The sequence below is a fragment of the Streptomyces sp. URMC 127 genome (genome assembly GCF_051386535.1).
Lineage (GTDB): Bacteria > Actinomycetota > Actinomycetes > Streptomycetales > Streptomycetaceae > Streptomyces.
The window spans coordinates 35,624-51,395 of sequence record NZ_JBPQTW010000017.1 but is presented as its reverse complement, the minus strand read 5'-3'; the positions used below and the strand labels follow the sequence as shown (position 1 = coordinate 51,395).

Annotated in this window: 15 protein-coding genes; 7 read left to right on the top strand and 8 right to left on the bottom strand. The window is 73.5% G+C overall.

All coding sequences use genetic code 11. From position 1 onward, the window contains the following. Positions 1 to 29 precede the first annotated feature (29 nt). From ACSNOH_RS06800 to ACSNOH_RS06790, 3 genes are all read left to right on the top strand, one after another. Positions 30 to 485, top strand: a complete 456-nt coding sequence (locus ACSNOH_RS06800; protein WP_436720279.1) for a MarR family winged helix-turn-helix transcriptional regulator — start codon at positions 30 to 32, stop codon at positions 483 to 485. Continuing rightward, on the top strand, positions 482 to 1,795 hold the full coding sequence (locus ACSNOH_RS06795) for an MFS transporter (RefSeq protein ID WP_436720278.1): 1,314 nt from the start codon (positions 482 to 484) through the stop codon (positions 1,793 to 1,795). Before ACSNOH_RS06800 ends, ACSNOH_RS06795 begins: the two co-directional genes overlap by 4 nt. 81 nt (positions 1,796 to 1,876) lie before the next feature. Beyond that, positions 1,877 to 2,428: an isochorismatase family protein gene (locus ACSNOH_RS06790; protein WP_436720277.1), complete on the top strand. Its 552-nt coding sequence runs from the start codon at positions 1,877 to 1,879 to the stop codon at positions 2,426 to 2,428. Between the two features lie 67 nt (positions 2,429 to 2,495). On the opposite strand, the gene ACSNOH_RS06785 is transcribed toward ACSNOH_RS06790, so the two are convergent. From ACSNOH_RS06785 to ACSNOH_RS06775, 3 genes are all read right to left on the bottom strand, one after another. Beyond that, a complete protein-coding gene (locus tag ACSNOH_RS06785) occupies positions 2,496 to 3,584 on the bottom strand; it encodes a hypothetical protein (RefSeq protein WP_436720276.1) in 1,089 nt (362 codons plus the stop codon). Positions 3,585 to 3,665: 81 nt separating this feature from the next. Continuing rightward, positions 3,666 to 5,504: a gamma-glutamyltransferase gene (gene ggt, locus ACSNOH_RS06780; RefSeq protein ID WP_436720275.1), complete on the bottom strand. Its 1,839-nt coding sequence runs from the start codon at positions 5,502 to 5,504 to the stop codon at positions 3,666 to 3,668. 562 nt (positions 5,505 to 6,066) lie between these two features. Next, the gene (locus ACSNOH_RS06775) at positions 6,067 to 6,969 is read right to left on the bottom strand and encodes an SGNH/GDSL hydrolase family protein (RefSeq protein ID WP_436720274.1); all 903 of its coding nucleotides are present in this window, start codon (positions 6,967 to 6,969) and stop codon (positions 6,067 to 6,069) included. A gap of 178 nt (positions 6,970 to 7,147) precedes the next feature. Here ACSNOH_RS06775 and ACSNOH_RS06770 point away from each other — a divergent pair, with 178 nt between their 5' ends. Beyond that, the gene (locus ACSNOH_RS06770) at positions 7,148 to 7,588 is read left to right on the top strand and encodes an RrF2 family transcriptional regulator (RefSeq protein ID WP_436720273.1); all 441 of its coding nucleotides are present in this window, start codon (positions 7,148 to 7,150) and stop codon (positions 7,586 to 7,588) included. A gap of 85 nt (positions 7,589 to 7,673) precedes the next feature. Next, positions 7,674 to 8,882, top strand: a complete 1,209-nt coding sequence (locus ACSNOH_RS06765) for a globin domain-containing protein (RefSeq protein ID WP_436720272.1) — start codon at positions 7,674 to 7,676, stop codon at positions 8,880 to 8,882. Between the two features lie 82 nt (positions 8,883 to 8,964). On the opposite strand, the gene ACSNOH_RS06760 is transcribed toward ACSNOH_RS06765, so the two are convergent. From ACSNOH_RS06760 to ACSNOH_RS06745, 4 genes are all read right to left on the bottom strand, one after another. Next, positions 8,965 to 9,831: an amino acid ABC transporter permease gene (locus ACSNOH_RS06760; protein WP_436720271.1), complete on the bottom strand. Its 867-nt coding sequence runs from the start codon at positions 9,829 to 9,831 to the stop codon at positions 8,965 to 8,967. Continuing rightward, entirely contained in the window at positions 9,828 to 10,472 is a 645-nt protein-coding gene (locus tag ACSNOH_RS06755; RefSeq protein ID WP_436720270.1) for an amino acid ABC transporter permease, read from the bottom strand. The genes ACSNOH_RS06760 and ACSNOH_RS06755 overlap by 4 nt, the downstream gene beginning before the upstream one ends. 11 nt (positions 10,473 to 10,483) lie before the next feature. Then, entirely contained in the window at positions 10,484 to 11,389 is a 906-nt protein-coding gene (locus ACSNOH_RS06750; protein ID WP_436720294.1) for a glutamate ABC transporter substrate-binding protein, read from the bottom strand. Positions 11,390 to 11,470: 81 nt separating this feature from the next. Next, the gene (locus tag ACSNOH_RS06745) at positions 11,471 to 12,214 is read right to left on the bottom strand and encodes an amino acid ABC transporter ATP-binding protein (protein ID WP_436720269.1); all 744 of its coding nucleotides are present in this window, start codon (positions 12,212 to 12,214) and stop codon (positions 11,471 to 11,473) included. A gap of 233 nt (positions 12,215 to 12,447) precedes the next feature. On the opposite strand from ACSNOH_RS06745, the gene ACSNOH_RS06740 reads away from it, so the two are divergent. Next, complete coding sequence (locus ACSNOH_RS06740) at positions 12,448 to 13,263, top strand: GntR family transcriptional regulator (protein WP_436720268.1); 816 nt, start codon at positions 12,448 to 12,450, stop codon at positions 13,261 to 13,263. Between the two features lie 9 nt (positions 13,264 to 13,272). On the opposite strand, the gene ACSNOH_RS06735 is transcribed toward ACSNOH_RS06740, so the two are convergent. Beyond that, positions 13,273 to 13,713 carry a DUF6278 family protein gene (locus ACSNOH_RS06735; protein ID WP_436720267.1) on the bottom strand — a complete coding sequence of 147 codons (441 nt, stop codon included), beginning with the start codon at positions 13,711 to 13,713 and terminating at the stop codon, positions 13,273 to 13,275. Positions 13,714 to 13,859: 146 nt separating this feature from the next. Here ACSNOH_RS06735 and ACSNOH_RS06730 point away from each other — a divergent pair, with 146 nt between their 5' ends. Beyond that, positions 13,860 to 15,740, top strand: a complete 1,881-nt coding sequence (locus ACSNOH_RS06730; protein WP_436720266.1) for an SGNH/GDSL hydrolase family protein — start codon at positions 13,860 to 13,862, stop codon at positions 15,738 to 15,740. Positions 15,741 to 15,772 lie beyond the last annotated feature (32 nt).

Here is a 15,772-nt window from a genome sequence, read left to right as displayed (position 1 = left end):
GTTTACCTGTCAATATCTACGGTGGAGCCATGCCCGACAACGAAGCCGGCCGGCTGCCCGGCCAGGATCAGGAACGCGCCGCCGCCGACCTGGCCGCTGCCGTCTCCCAGCTCATGCGCCGCCTGCGCGTCGCGTCGCCGCAGGGCGCCCTCACCCCCTCCCAGCGCACCGTCCTCGGCCGCCTCGCGGGCGGCGGCCCGGCCACCATCGCCGACCTGGCCCGTGCGGAGCTCGTCCGTCCGCAGTCCATGCGCGTCATCGTCGGCAAGCTGGAGGAGCTGGACCTGGTGGCCCGCTCCCCGCACCCCACGGACGGGCGGCAGGTCCTGTTCTCCCTCACGGAGCACGGCCGGGAGGCCGTCGCCTCCGTACGGCACTCCAAGCACGCCTGGCTCGCCGACGCCATCGCCCACCGGCTCTCCCCGGACGAGCAGAGAACCCTCCGCGACGCCACCCGCCTGCTCCAGCGCCTGGTAAAGGAATGAAAGCCTTAACGCGGCGTTCCGGCGCCGCCCCCGCCGAGGACACCGGCGGCGCCTTCGGCCCCCGCCTGATGACGCCGCTGCTCCTCGGCGCCGTCCTCAACCCCCTCAACAGCACCATGATCGCCACCGGCCTGGTGGCGATCGGCCACGACTTCGGCACCGGCCCCTCCGGCACCGCCTGGCTGCTGTCCTCCCTCTACCTCGCCAGCGCCGCCGGCCAGCCCGTCATGGGCCGCCTCGCCGACTCCCTCGGCCCCCGCCGCGTCTTCCTCGCGGGGCTCCTCCTCGTCTGCGCGGCCGGTCTGCTCGGCGCGCTCGCGCCCGCCTTCGGCCAGCTGATCGCCGCCCGCGTGCTGCTGGGCCTCGGCACGTCGGCCGCGTACCCGGCGGCCATGGCGATGCTGCGCGCCGAGTCCCTGCGCACCGGGCGCCCCGCGCCCCGCCCGGTGATGGGCCGCCTCTCGCTCGCCGCCCTCGGCAGCGCGGCCCTCGGCCCGACCCTGGGCGGGCTCCTCACCGCGACCACCGGATGGCGGGGCATCTTCGCGGTGAACGTCCCGCTGGCCGTCCTCGCGCTCGCGGCGGCCCTGCCGTGGCTCCCTCGCGACCGGCGGCGTCCGGGGGACGGCAGAAACGGCAGAAACGGTCCCGTCCAGCAGAGGCAGGAACAGACGCACGTACGGGAACACGTACAGGAACAGCAACAGGACCCCGCCGACCTTGCGCCGTCCCGGGCCGCCCTCCTGCGCACCTACCTGCGTCACGGGCTCGCCTACCTGTCCATCTACGCCGCCCTCTACGGATACTCCCAATGGCTGGAGGAGGCCCACGGCTACACCTCCTTCGAGACCGGTCTGGTCATGCTGCCGATGTCCCTCGCGGCCGCCGTCTGTTCGCTGCTCGGCGCCCGTACGAAGGGCCTGCGCGCCCCGCTCACCACGGCCGCCGCGCTGCTGGCCGCGGGCAGCGGCGTGCTCGTGACCGCCACCGGCGGCACCCCGCTCGCCGCGCTGCTCGTCGCCGCCGCGCTCTTCGGCATCCCGCAGGGCCTGTTCTCGACCGGCAACCAGGCCGCCGTCTACGCCCAGGCGCGGCCCGACCGCATCGGCTCCGCGGCCGGCCTGCAGCGCACCGCCCAGTACGCGAGCGCGATGGCCGCCACCGGCCTGCTCGCGCTCTGCTTCGGTCAGCGGGCGGGAGACGCCGGACTCCACCGGCTCGCGGCCGTCACCGGCCTGCTGAGCCTGCTGCTGCTCGCCCTCACCGCCACCGACCGCGCCCTGCGCGCACCCACCTCGACCACCCGCTGAACAGGCGCGACCCCTTCAACACACCCGACTCAGCACACCCGGCTCAACACACCCGACGAATCCGGAACGGAGCTGCAAGCCATGCCCGTCACCACCCTCGACCCCGCCACCGCCCTCGTCCTGATCGACCTCCAGAAGGGCATCGTCGCCCTCCCCACCGTCCACCCCTCCGGGGAGATCGTCGAACGCGGTGCCCGCCTGGCCGCCGCCTTCCGCGAGCGCGGCCTGCCGGTCGTCCTCGTCCGGGTCGCCGGCGCCGCGCCCGGCCGCTCCGAGGCGCCCCTGCGCAGCGGGCAGCCGCCGGCCGGCTTCGCCGAGCTGGTGCCCGAACTCGGCCGGGCGGAGGGCGACATCGTGGTCACCAAGCACACCTGGGGCGCCTTCCACGCCACCGATCTCGACCTCCAGCTGCGCCGCCGCGGCGTCACCCAGATCGTCCTCGCGGGCATCGCGACGGGCGCGGGCGTCGAGTCCACCGCCCGCGCCGCCCACGAGCACGGCTACCACGTCACGGTCGTGACCGACGCGGTCACCGACACCGACCCGGAAGTGCACCGCATTGTCGTCGAGAGGGTCTTCCCGCGCCTCGCGGAGACCGGCACGACGGAGGAAGTGATCAAGCTGCTGGGCTGACGCGGTGGTGCCGGTGGCGGTGGGCTGACGCGGTGGTGCCGGCGGGGCCCGCTCACCGGGAAGACCCTCACCACACCCAGCCCGCCGCCGCGAAGCACCCCACGGCCGCGGTGGCGGCCAGGGAGTACCCGAGCAGCCCGTACACGGCGCCCCTGTGGTGGTACTTCGCCACCCGCACCGGATCGTGGCCCTGCACCGTCCAGCGCCAGGAGACCACCGTGGCCATCACCGCCAGCAACACGTAGGCCAGAGTGAGCAGATGGAGCCAGTCGAGGAGCGTGAGGCCCACGCTGCTGGTCACCACCGCACTGACCTGCTGCATGTTCAGCATGACGACGAAGAGCCCGCCGCCGAGCAGCCCCAAGCGGCTCTGCAGGGAGTCCAGCCGCTCGCCCATGGCGAGTTCGTCGCTGTGCGAGGGCAGCAGGAAGGTAGCGGTGGCGATGAGCACCATCAGGTACAGCGGGCCTGTCAGCTTCAGGAAGGCCGTGGGGTCGTCACGCTCCAGGTCGATCCGGATGCGCACCTGGCTGTGCGTGACGCCCGCTCCGGGCGGGAGTGAGGGATTTCCGAAGTTCGTGGGGAAGCGGTGTTCCGTGGCGACCAGCCGGAAGCCGGTCACGCGCCAGCCGGACGGGACGACGCCCTCGCTCACCGCGGAGTTCGCGTTGTCGGACACGAACCGGAACTCCTCGACCGGCCGGCCGGCGCTGACCACCACCTCGATCCGCTGCCGGTCGAAGGGGAAGGCCCGTGCGTCCCAGTTCTGCCGGAACTTTCCCTGGAGCAGCATGACGTCCCGGAAACCGCCCGGGTGGACGGTCACCACCGGCTCTCCCCGCTCCGGGTCGCTGACATTGCTGAAGGATGCCTTGGGCAGCGGGTCCAGATCCCGCTCCGGGCACACCGACCACAGGCGGAACCGCGCGGCGAACCTGTGCTGCGCGGGCTCGATGTCGTACAGATCGCTGAGGTAGGCCCCGAGCGTGCACGTGGGCACGTCGGCGGACCGGCCGGCGGCGCGCGCTGCCGGCGCCGTGAGCAGCCACCAGACCCCACTCGCCGCCAGCACCGTCAGGAGGGCCAGGACGGCCGGGACGGCCGGCAGGGCCCTCCCGGGGCCGGGCCGCCGTCCCCTGCACTCCCCCGCAGCCATATGTCCAGAAGCGTGGCCCGGGCTCCGGCGGCCCAACCGGCAGCCCGGACCGATACACCCGTGTGGGTGAGGCGTACGCCCTCAGCGCGTGGGAGCGTGCCCGCTCGGCCGCACCACCATCGCCGAGCCCCCGCCGCGCCGTGTCCGCTCCGCGGCGGCCAGCCACCGGCCGTCCGGCAGCCGCTGCACGCCGGTTGCCGCGCCGATCTCCGGGTTGGCCTTGAAGACGTGCCCGAGACGCTCAAGCCTGCCGCGCAACGGACTGTCCCACAGGCCCGGTTCCAGCTCGGTGGCCGCCGCGTTGCGCTGGCTGGCGCGCGGCGCGGCGATCGCGTCGACGAGGGGCATCCCGCGGTCGACGTGGTTGAGGAGGGTCTGCAGCGCCGTGGTGATGATCGTCGCGCCGCCGGGGGAACCGAGGGCGAACGCGGGCCGCCCGTGGTCCAGCACGATCGTCGGCGACAGCGACGAGCGCGGACGCTTGCCCGGACCGGGCAGGTTGGGGTCGTGCACGCCCGGCGTGACGGGCGTGAAGGAGAAGTCGGTCAGCTCGTTGTTGAGCAGGAACCCGCGGCCGGGGACGGTGATGCCGCTGCCGCCGGTCTGCTCGATCGTGAGCGTGTACGCGACGACGTTGCCCCACTTGTCGGCGACCGTCAGGTGGCTGGTGTGCTCGCCCTCGTACGGGGTGGGCGCGGCCTTGCCGTGCGCGCCGCAGGGCACCGGGCGGCGCGGGTCGCCCGGCGCGAGCGGGCTGGTCAGCACGGTGTCGTCCTTGACGAGGCAGGCCCGCGCGTCGGCGAACCGCTGCGAGGTGAGCGCCTTGGCGGGCACGTCCTCGAAGGCCGGGTCGCCGACCCAGCGGTTGCGGTCGGCGAAGGCGATCCGGCTGGCCTCGATGTACCGGTGCAGGTACGTCTTCTCGTCGGCCTTCGAAAGGTCGCTGTTCTCCAGGATGTTGAGGGCCTCCGCGACGGTGGTGCCGCCGGACGAGGACGGGCCGATGCCGTACACGTCGAGCCCGCGGTACGACGTGCGCGTCGGCGCCTGGCGCTTCGCCGCGTACGCGCGCAGGTCCCGCTCGGTCAGGTCGCCGGGGCGGGCGACGCGCCCGGACGCGGGGTCGACGGGCGGCTTGCGGACGGTGCGGACGATGTCGCGGCCGAGCTCGCCGTGGTAGAGCGCGCCGACGCCGCGCTCGCCGAGCAGGGCGTACGTACGGGCCAGGTCGGGGTTCTTGAGGGTGCTGCCGACGGCGGGCGGGGCGCCGCCGGGCAGGAAGAGCTTTGCGGTGGCCGGGAAGTCCTTGAAGCGGGCCTGGTTGTCGGCCGTCTGCCGGCGGAAGGTGGCGTCGACGGTGAAGCCGGAGCGGGCGATGCGCTCGGCGGGCTTGAGCACTTGGGCGAGCGAGCGGCTGCCCCACGTGCGCAGGGCCGTGTCCCAGGTGGCGGGGGTGCCCGGCGTGCCGACGCTCAGGCCGCTGGTGACGGCGTCGGCGAAGGGAATGGGCTTGCCGTTTTCCAGGAACAGGTCCTTGTCCGCGCTCAGGGGCGCGCGTTCGCGGCCGTCCACGGTGGAGATCTGCTGACGCTTCGCGTCGTAGTACACGAGGTAGCCGCCTCCGCCGATGCCCGCGGAATACGGCTCGGTGACGCCGAGCGCGGCGGCCGTCGCCACGGCGGCGTCCACGGCGTTGCCGCCCTTGCGGAGCACTTCGATGCCGGCGGCGGACGCGTCGGGGTCGACGCTGGCCACGGCGCCGCCGTAGCCCACGGCGACGGGGGTCTTGGCGGGAGCCTTCCCGCCCGCCTCGGCGGCGGCCGGGAGGGCGCCGAGGCCTACGACCAGGGAGGCCGTCGCGGCGAGCACGGATAGCCGCCGCGGAGGCTTCGTTCGGGGTTTCGTTCTCGGACGGGCCATCACTGCCTCCAAGGGGACGAACGGGCCCCGGAGCCTACCCGCGCCGCGACGGCGCGCAACCCCACCCGCCGCAACCGGCAGCACGGGCTCCCATTGCTTCGCCGGCGCGCGGCCGTGCCCCGCCGGGCGGGCGACGGCGACGCGCCGCGCCCGAGTCGCCCGCCGCCACGGCGCTCAACCCCCACCGGGCGCGACCGGCGGTGCCGGACCGGCCTCAGGTCGTACGGCACCGCCGGACACCACCGTCGTGGTGCGGCGCCGCCGCGGCGGAAGATGGGGGCCGGCCCGAACCTGCGAGTCGACGGAACGCACCCGGCACCGCCGCGCCCACCTCAAGCCGTACGGCACCGCCGGACACCACCGTCGTGGTGCAGCGCCGCCGCGGCGGAAGGGGGCAGGGGCTGGCCCGAACCGGCGAGTCGGCCGCCTGCCGAACTACCCCCGCCGCCACGGCGATCCACCCCCACCGGGCGCGACCGGCGGTGCCGGACCCGCCTCAGGTCGTACGGCACCGCCGGACACCACCGTCGTGGTGCAGCGCCGCCGCGGCGGAAGACAGTGCCTAGCGGCGGGCCGACGACGTGACGGACGTTGCCATCGCTGCCTCGCCGCGGGCGTTGGGGTGGAACGGGGCCGCCGGGTTCTCCGGCTGGGCGCCTTCGATCCAGCGGTCCGCCGCCGGCTTGCACACGTCGTGGCCGACGGTCGTCTTGTACGTGTCGGCGAAGCGGACACCGGCCTTGCGGGCCTCGCCCTGCAGCATCGTGTTGAGCCGCTTCTCGGTGTCCCGCAGGTAGGGCACGTCGCCCGCGGCGATCGGCACGGACGGGAAGCACCCGGCGCCGTCCTCCGGCATGATCGCCGGGTAGCCGACGAGGACGACGCGGGCGAGCGGGGCCCGCTTGTGCACGTCCTGCAGCACCTTGGCGACCTTCGGCGCGGCACCGGCGATGCGGGCGGTGAGCTGATCCGTACCGCCCTCGGTGTACTTCGTGCGGCAGGGCGCACCGGCCGGGTCCGACGCGGACAGCTGCGCGCAGGTGCCGATGATGTCGCCGAAGCCGATGTCGTTGCCGCCGATGCCGAGCGTGACGAGGCGGGTGTTCCGGCCGAGCGCGTTGAGCTGCGGCGGGTTGTCGCCCTGGGCGCGCCACATGTCGTCGGTGGTGGCGCCGCTGCAGCTGACGTCCTTGAAGGACGTCTGGTGCAGGGCCTGCGCGGTGAGCGCCGGGTAGTTGACGCTGGAGCGGGCGCAGTCGCCGCCGGTCTGCTGGGGGATGCCCGGGCCGGAGGTGTAGGAGTCGCCGAGGGCGACGTAGCGCGCGCTGCCGGCGGGGGTCGCGGGCGCTCCCTCCGCGCCCTCCGCCGTCGCGGTGCCGGCCGCCCCCGCCGCCAGGGCTGCCGCCGCGCCGAGCGCAGCCAGCCCCTTGCCGTACCGTCCGCCGCGTCCGTGCGCTTGTGCCACTACTGCCTCCGTGCTGTGTGCCGTGGTTCCGGATGCGTCGTGCGGCGGGCAGGCCGGTGAGCCACCGGGCCGCCGGGCCGCCGACGCGGACGTCAGACTCGCCGGGTGGTGACCGTCTGTCAACTAATGACCGGCAGTTTAATTGGATTACCAGAATCCAATTAGATACAGTGCAGATGTGCGACTGACCAAGAGCACCGACATCGCGCTGCGCATCGCCATGCGCCTGGCCGTGACCGGCAACGACACCCCGACCACCCGCGAGGTGGCCGAGGCGATCGCCGTGCCGTACACCCACGCCGCCAAGGTGGTCAGCAGACTGCAGCACATGGGCGTCGTCGAAGCCCGCCGGGGCCGCGGCGGCGGCCTCTCCCTCACCGCCGCCGGCCGGACGGGCTCGGTCGGCCGGCTGGTGCGCGAGCTGGAGGGCGCGGGCGACGTCGTCGGCTGCGAGGACGACCCACCCTGCCCGCTGCGCGCGGCATGCCGCCTGCGCGGGGCGCTGCGGAACGCTCAGGAGGCGTTCTTCGCCGCGCTGGACCCGATCACCGTCGAGGACCTGACCGGACCCCCCACAGGTCCGGTGCTGCTGAGCCTGGGCACCCGCACGCGGGACTGACGTCCCACGCCACCAGACCTTCGCCCGTACTCACGCACGGCTAAAAATACGCATTCCAGTTACCAATTTATACTCAGGAGCGCCGATGCTGTCCCCCAAGTCGACCGATATCGTCCGCGCCACGCTCCCCGCCGTCGGCGGCGCGATCGGCGAGATCGCCCCGCTCTTCTACGACAAGCTCTTCGCCGCGCACCCCGCGCTCCTGCGCGACCTGTTCAACCGCGGCAACCAGGCGAGCGGCACCCAGCAGCAGGCCCTCGCCGGTGCGATAGCCGCCTTCGCGACGGCCCTGGTCGAGCACCCGGAGACCCGGCCCGACGCGATGCTCTCGCGCATCGCCCACAAGCACGTGTCGCTGGGCATCCGCCCCGAGCAGTACCAGGTGGTCCGCCTCCACCTCTTCGAGGCCATCGCCGAGGTGCTGGGCGACGCCGTCACCGAGGAGGTCGCGGCGGCCTGGGACGAGGTCTACTGGCTGATGGCCAACGCCCTCATCGCCCTGGAGGCCCGCCTGTACGAGCAGGCCGGCACGGACGGCGCGGACGGCACGGCGGGCGCGGGCGTCTTCCGCCCGTACGGCGTCGTCAGCCGCCTCGCGGAGACCGCGGAGGTGACCACGTTCTTCGTCCGGCCCCTGGACGGCGGCCCGCTGCCCGCCTTCCGGCCCGGCCAGTACGTCTCCGTGCAGGTCGAGCTCGCCGACGGGGCGCGGCAGATCCGCCAGTACAGCCTCTCCGGCCGGCCGGACGACGCCCTGCAGTTCTCGGTCAAGCGGGTGACCGGCGAGCCGGACGGCGAGGTCTCCCACCACCTGCACGACCGCGTGGCCGCCGGCGACACCCTGATGATCAGCGCCCCGGCCGGCGACGTCGCCCTCGACGAGGGCGACGGGCCCGTCCTGCTGGCCTCCGCCGGCATCGGCTGCACCCCGATGACCGGCATGCTCGCCCACCTGGCCGCCACCGGCTCGCAGCGCCGCGTGATCTCCGTCCACGCCGACCGCAGCCAGGCCACCCACGCCTTCCGCGCCGACCTGCTGCAGCTCACGGAGAAGCTGCCGGACGCGGTCGCGCACATCTGGTACGAGGAGCCGGAGGGCGACTGGCCCGCCGACCGCACCGGCTACGCCGACCTCTCCCGCATCGAGGTCCCCGCAGGCACCACGGCCTACCTCTGCGGCCCACTGCCGTTCCTGCGCTCGGCCCGTGCGCAGCTCCTGGCGGCGGGGGTGCGGGCGGCCGCCGTCCACTACGAGGTCTTCGGCCCGGACATGTGGCTGGGCGCGGACGCCTGACCCGTACCCACGGCGGACGCCCGGCCCGCCACCCCGTCACGGACGGATCCGCCACCCCGTCACGGATGGATCCGCCACCCCGTCACGGATGGATCTGCCCGGCACCCGGCAACAGGGTGCCGGGCTCCGCCGGCGCCACCTCCACCGCCTCCGTCTTGAGGCTGCGCCGCTGCCGCTTCGCCACCCACGTCGCCAGCCACGACAGGAGCATGCACATGCCGATGTAGATCGGCGAGATGATCATGACGACGGGGATGAACGGCAGCCCGTAGTCCAGGTTGCTCGCGATCAGCTTGCCGGCGTGCAGGAACTCCTCGTACGTGATCAGGAAGCCGAGCGAGGTGTCCTTGAGCGCCACCACGAGCTGGCTGATGATCGCCGGCAGCATGGCGCGCAGCGCCTGCGGCACCAGCACGTGGCCCATCACCTGCGTCTTGCGCATTCCGAGCGCGTACGCCGCCTCCCGCTGGCCGCGGTCGACGGAGTTCACGCCGCTGCGGAAGACCTCCGCGAGGACCGAGCCGTTGTAGAGGGTGAGCCCGGTGACGAGGGCCGGCAGCGGCTGCACCTTGAGCGCGACGAAGACGAAGAAGATCATGACCAGGACGGGCATCGCCCGGAAGAACTCCACGAAGAGCGTCGCGGCCCAGCGCACGATCCGGTGGTCGGAGAGCCGGCCCGAGGCGAGCAGCCCGCCGAGGGCGAGGGAGAGCACGGCGGCGTAGGCGAAGGCCTTGAGCGTGTTGCCGAGGCCGCGCAGCAGCATCTCCTGGATGCCCTCGTACGCGAAGGGCCGCCACTTCTCCGCCGTGAACTGGTGGGTGTCGAAGAGGAGGTAGAGCACCCAGGCGATGATCGCGAGGATCACGGCGGTGGCGGCCAGGCCGTAGGTGAGGTGGCGCCGCCGGGCCCGCGGCCCGGGGATGTCGTAGAGCGCGGTGTCGGTCATCGGGGCACTCCCCAGCGCTTCTCCAGCACGTTGAAGACCGCGCTGATGGTCAGGGTCACGATCAGGTAGCCGACGGCGATCCAGACGAAGGACCAGACGATGCTGTAGCCGAGCTCGTTGAGCGTCTTGTACGTGCCGAGGAGCTCGGTCACGCTGAAGGAGCCGGCGATCGCGGAGTTCTTGGCGAGCGCGATCAGGGTGGAGCCGACCGGCGGGATGACGGAGCGGAAGGCCTGCGGCAGCACGACGAGGCTCAGGGTCTGCCCGAAGGTCATGCCCAGGCTGCGGGCGGCCTCGCCCTGCCCCGTCGGCACGGTGTTGATGCCCGAGCGCACGGCCTCGCAGATGAAGGCCGAGGTGTAGCAGCCGAGGGCGAGGACGGCGAACAGCTGGAAGGGCAGCACGACGCCGAACCGGGGCAGGCCGAGCAGCACCGCGAAGAACAGCAGCGTGAGCGGGGTGTTGCGCAGCACCGTCACCCACACCGTGCCGAAGACCCGCAGGGAGCCGACGGGCGCCACCCGGAAGGCGGCCATCACGAAGCCCAGGGCGAGGGCGAGCAGCGAGCCGTAGACGGTGAGTTCGACCGTGCCGAGCAGCCCCTTGCCGTACAGGGAGAAGTTGTCGGTGAGCACGTTCATCGCGGCTCTCCTCAGCTCGCCGGGTAGCGGTCGACGGCGGGCGGCTTCGGGGCGGGCACTCCGGAGAGGCCGAGCGTCGCGTCGTACGCCTTCTTCCAGTCGCCGTTCTTCTCGTGCGCCTCGATGGCGTCGTCCAGGGCGAGGCGCAGGGCGTTGTCGCCGCGGGGCACCCCGATGCCGTAGGGCTCCTTGGAGAAGGGCTTGCCGGCGATCTTCAGCTCGTCCGGGGCCTTGGCGGCGAAGCCCATGAGGATGGTGTCGTCGGTGGTGACGGCGTCCACCTGGAGGCTGAGGAGGTTGTCGACGCAGACCGAGTAGGTGTCGTACGCGACGGCGACGGCCTTGGGGTAGTCGCGCTCGATGCGCTGCAGCGGGGTGGAGCCGGCGGCCGAGCAGACCCGTTTGCCGGCCAGGTCCTGGGGGCCGTTGATGTCGGTCTCGTCGGTGCGCACGAGCAGCGACTGCCCGGCGATGTAGTAGGGCCCGGCGAAGCCGACCTGCTTCTTGCGCAGGGCGTTGATGGTGTACGTGCCGACGTAGTAGTCGATCTGGCCGTTCTGGAGGGCGGTTTCGCGGTTCGCGGAGGCGATCGTGCGGAAGCGGATGCTCTTGGGGTCGAAGCCGAGGGAGGCGGACATCATGCGGGCGATCTCGATGTCGTAGCCGGAGTAGACGCCGGTGGCGGGGTCCTTCTCGCCCAGGTAGGGCTGGTCCTCCTTGGCGCCGACGACGAGGTGGCCGCGGGCCTTCGCGGCCCGCCAGGTGGGTGAGTCCGTCAGCTGGAAGCCCTTGTCGACCCGGTAGACGGGCAGCGCGTCGGGCCTCGGGCCCTTGACGGGCGGGCTGCCGGACTTGCCGCAGGCGGCGGCCGGCAGCGCGAGGGCGGCCAGGGCCAGGGCGGCGGCCGCACGGCGCAGGGCGCCCGGGAGGCGCGGTCGGCGCGCGGGGCGCGGGCGGTGGGTGCGGCGCGGCGGCGGGTGCGGGGTCACCGGTCCCCCTCAGTGCTTGAGGATCTTGGAGAGGAAGTCCTTGGCGCGCTCGCTGCGCGGCGCGGTGAAGAACTCCTCGGGGGCGCGGTCCTCGACGATGCGGCCGTCGGCCATGAAGACGACGCGGTTCGCGGCGGAGCGGGCGAAGCCCATCTCGTGGGTGACGACGACCATCGTCATGCCGTCCCGCGCGAGCTGCTGCATGACCTCCAGCACCTCGTTGATCATCTCCGGGTCGAGCGCGGACGTCGGCTCGTCGAAGAGCATCACCTTGGGGTCCATGGCCAGGGCGCGGGCGATGGCCACGCGCTGCTGCTGGCCGCCGGAGAGCTGGGCCGGGTACTTGTCCGCGTGCGCGAGCAGGCCGACGCGCTCCAGCAGCTCGCGCGAGCGCCGGTCCGCCTCCTCCCTGGGCCGCTTGCGGACCTTGACCGGCGCCAGGGAGACGTTGGCGAGCACGGTCTTGTGGGCGAAGAGGTTGAAGGACTGGAAGACCATCCCGACCTCGGCCCGCAGCCTGGCGAGCTCGCGCCCCTCCTCAGGCAGCGGGTGCCCGTCGAGGAGGATCGTGCCGGACCCGACGGGCTCCAGGCGGTTGATGGCGCGGCACAGGGTGGACTTCCCGGAGCCGGAGGGGCCGATGACGACGACCACCTCGCCGCGGCCGACGGTGAGGTTGATGTCCTTCAGGACGTGCAGATCGCCGTAGTGCTTGTTGACGTCCCGCATTTCGATCAGGGGATCGACGGCCATACCCAGTCCCGCCCACTCTCCGCGCTCTTCCGGCCCGTCCCGTACTCGGCTGCTTCCGCTGCTCCACTACTCCGCGCAAACTATTCCCCTCCAAAGGGGACTTCAGCCATGACACGCATTCATATGGGCATTCGTTGCACATTGCCCGCCATTTGCCCTAGGTACACAGACCGGGCCTGGGTACCTAGCCTGAGGGGGACGGACCAGGGGAACTCGGGGGAAAGGAGCCGGGGGTGGGCGACAGCAGGCCCGTCTACCAGCGCATCGCGGACGATCTGCGCCGGCGCATCGACGAGGGCGGGCTCGCCGTGGGCGAGCGGATCCCCTCCCGCTCCGAGCTCAAGCGCACCTACGCCGCCAGCGACCAGACCGTGGACCGGGCGGTGCGCGTGCTGAAGGCCGCGGGCTACGCGGAGGGCCAGTTCGGCCGCGGCGTGTTCGTCACCGACCGGGCGCCGCTCGGCAGCCTCCTCCGGTCCACCGGGGCCGTCGACACCCCCTTCGCCGCCCAGATCCGGGGCTACGGCCCGCCCCGCGCCCGCCAGGGCGGGCACTCCGGCCGGCAGCCCCCGCCCGACGGCGGCACGGGCCGCAACACCACTCTTACGTGGGAAGCCTCGTCCACCGAAACGGCTGCCCCGGAGCGCATCGCCCAGCGCCTGCACATCGGCGTGGGCACGCGCGTGCTCTGCACCCAGTACGAGTACCTGGCCAACCGCCACCCCGTGCAGCTCGCCACGAGCTGGGAGCCGCTCGCCATCACCGAGGGCACCGACGTCGTCCTGCCCGAGCGCGGGCCCTACGCCCGGCGCGGGGTGCGCGGGCGGCTCGCGGCCATCGGCATCCGCGTTGTGCGCGCGCAGGAGCTTGTCGGCTCCCGGCCCGCGAGCACGCCGGAGGCCGAGGCGCTCGGCTGCGCGGCGGGCAGCTGCGTCACGGTCATCGAGCGCACGCACTTCGACGGCGACGGCCGCGCCGTGGAGACCTCCGACATCGTCGTGCGCGCGGACCGCTGGCGGGTGGAGTACGACATCGCGTTCACCAGCTGAGCCGGCGCCTCAGTTCTCGGCGAGCTCCGCGTACAGCTGCGACAGCTCCGGCGCGCCGTCGGCCGCCCACGCCTGCCCCGCCTCGACCACGTCCACCTCGCGGCCGCTGGCCAGCCGCACCACCGGCTGGCCGTCGGAGCGGATCCACCACCCCGCGTCCCGGACCGTACGGATGACGACCGTGCCCAGGTAGAGGCCCGCGTCGTTGCCGAGCCAGGGCACCAGCTCCGGGTCGTCGCGCCAGCGCGGCTGCAGCTGGTCCAGGGCCTCCAGGGAGGCGGGTGAATCGTCGAGCGCCACTCCCGCGGACTGTGCGTGCGTGCGCAGCAGTTCGCACTCGGACAGCAGCTCCGCGAGCCCTTCCGGCTCCCGGTCGGCCGCGCCCGCGGGCGCCGCCCCGCGCTCCGGGCCGTGTCGCTTTCGCCAACTGTCCAAGAAGGGAATGTTCATACCAACAGGATCGCACTCGCACGGATGGCCCCACCACAGGCGCGCGGCTCCCGCGTGACCGGATGGCCTCCTTGACGTTGCCCATGCGTCTTCTTAGCTTCATGCAGCCACGTACCGAGCGGGGAACCCAGGGAGGCATGAGACGCATGCTCCGAAACGAGAAGCCTGGCGGTAGACGGCACAGACGGTGGACGGCGGCGCGGGCGGCGGCCCGGGCCGTCGCGGTGGGGATCACCGGCGCCGCGTGCGCCGTCGCTGCCGCAAACGCCCCGGCGCTCGCCGCCGGCGAACCGTCCGACGCGCTGCCCGGCAGAGAGCCGCTCCCTTTGGAGCGGCTCTTCGACAGCCGGGGGATCAGTGACGACGCCCTCCCCGGCGCGGCCGACTTCGACGGGGCGGGCAACTCCCTTTCCGCCCAGGACCTCGCGGCCGCCGGCTGGACGCCCGGCCGCCCACTCGCCTTCGACGGCGCCCGCCTGCACTGGCCCCGCCCGGCCGCCGGCCGGCCCGACAACGTCCGCGCGGCCGGCCAGGCCGTCCGGCTCGGCGGCCGGGGCGAGGCCCTCACGTTCCTCGTCGCCGCGAGCAGGAAGGGCGCGCCCGGCGGCGACGCCGGCGGCACGGGCACGGTGCGCTACCGCGACGGCTCGCGCAGCACCTACCGGCTGACGGCGCCGGACTGGCGCCGCGGGCCCCTCACGACGAAGGCCGTCGGGCTGCCCCACCTCAACACGGCGGGCGGGCGGCGCACCGAGACCACCAGGCTGTACGCGGTGTCGGTGCCGGTCGCGCCCGGCCGCGAGGTCGCCTCCGTGGTGCTGCCGCAGGACCCGGGGCCGGACAGCGACCTGCACGTGTTCTCCCTCGCGCTGCGCGGCGGCTCCCGCGGCTGGACCGGCACCTGGGCCGCCTCCACCTCCGGTTACGCGGCCGTCGGGCCGTGGAAGGACCGCACGCTGCGGCTGGTCGTGCACAGCAGCACGGGCGGGCCCGCGACGCGGATCCGGCTGGAGAACACCTTCGCGCCCCGCCCGGTGCGGATCGGCCGCGCCACGATCGCGCTGCGGGACAAGGGCGCGGCCGCGGCCGGCACGCCGAGGGCCCTGTCCTTCGGCGGGCGGCCGGACACGGTGATCCCCGCCGGTGCGCAGGCCTTCAGCGACCCGCTGGGCTTCCGGGTGCCCGCCGGGGCCGACCTGCTCGTGAGCCTCCACCTGCCCGGCACCGTGCCGGCCGTTCCCGTGCACAGCTACACCAGCGGCCAGGCGTCCTACCTGACCGCCGACGGCAGCGGCGACCGGACGGGCGAGCGCGGCGCCGGCGCGTACACCGGCACGCTCTCCACGTGGCCGCTGCTGACGGGCGTGGACGTGGAGGGCGGCCCCGGGTCCGTCGTGGCGCTGGGCGACTCCATCACCGACGGCGAGCGGTCGACGCCCGGCGCCAACGGCCGCTGGCCCGACCTGCTGGCGCGGCGGCTGCAGGCGCAGCACTCCCTGCCGCGGCTCGGGGTCCTCAACCACGGCATCTCCGGCAACCGCGTGGTGACCGACCGCTATCCGGGCGACGGGACCAGCACCATCATGAGCGGCGTCAGCGCGCAGCACCGCCTGGAGCGGGACGTGCTGGCGCAGACCTCGGCCCGTACGGTCATCGTCTTCGAGGGCGTCAACGACATCCGGGCCGGGACTTCGACCGCGCAGGTCATCGCGGGCCTGCAGGCCATCGCCGAGCGCGCCCACGAGCGCGGGATGCGGGTCATCGCCGCGACGATCGCGCCCTGCGGCGGCTTCTACGACTGCACGGCGGACGCCGAGGCCCAGCGCATGGCCATCAACCGGCACATCCGCGCCTCCGGCGGCGCGGGAGGCACCTACGACGCCGTGTACGACTTCGACGCGGCGATCCGGGATCCGCAGCAGCCCGCCCGGATGCTGCCGGCCTACGACGGCGGCGACCACCTCCACCCCAACGACGCGGGCATGAGGGCTTTCAGCGACGCGATCGACCTGCGCGAGCTGATCTGAGCGCGCCGCCCGCCGCTCCGGGGGCGCCCGGG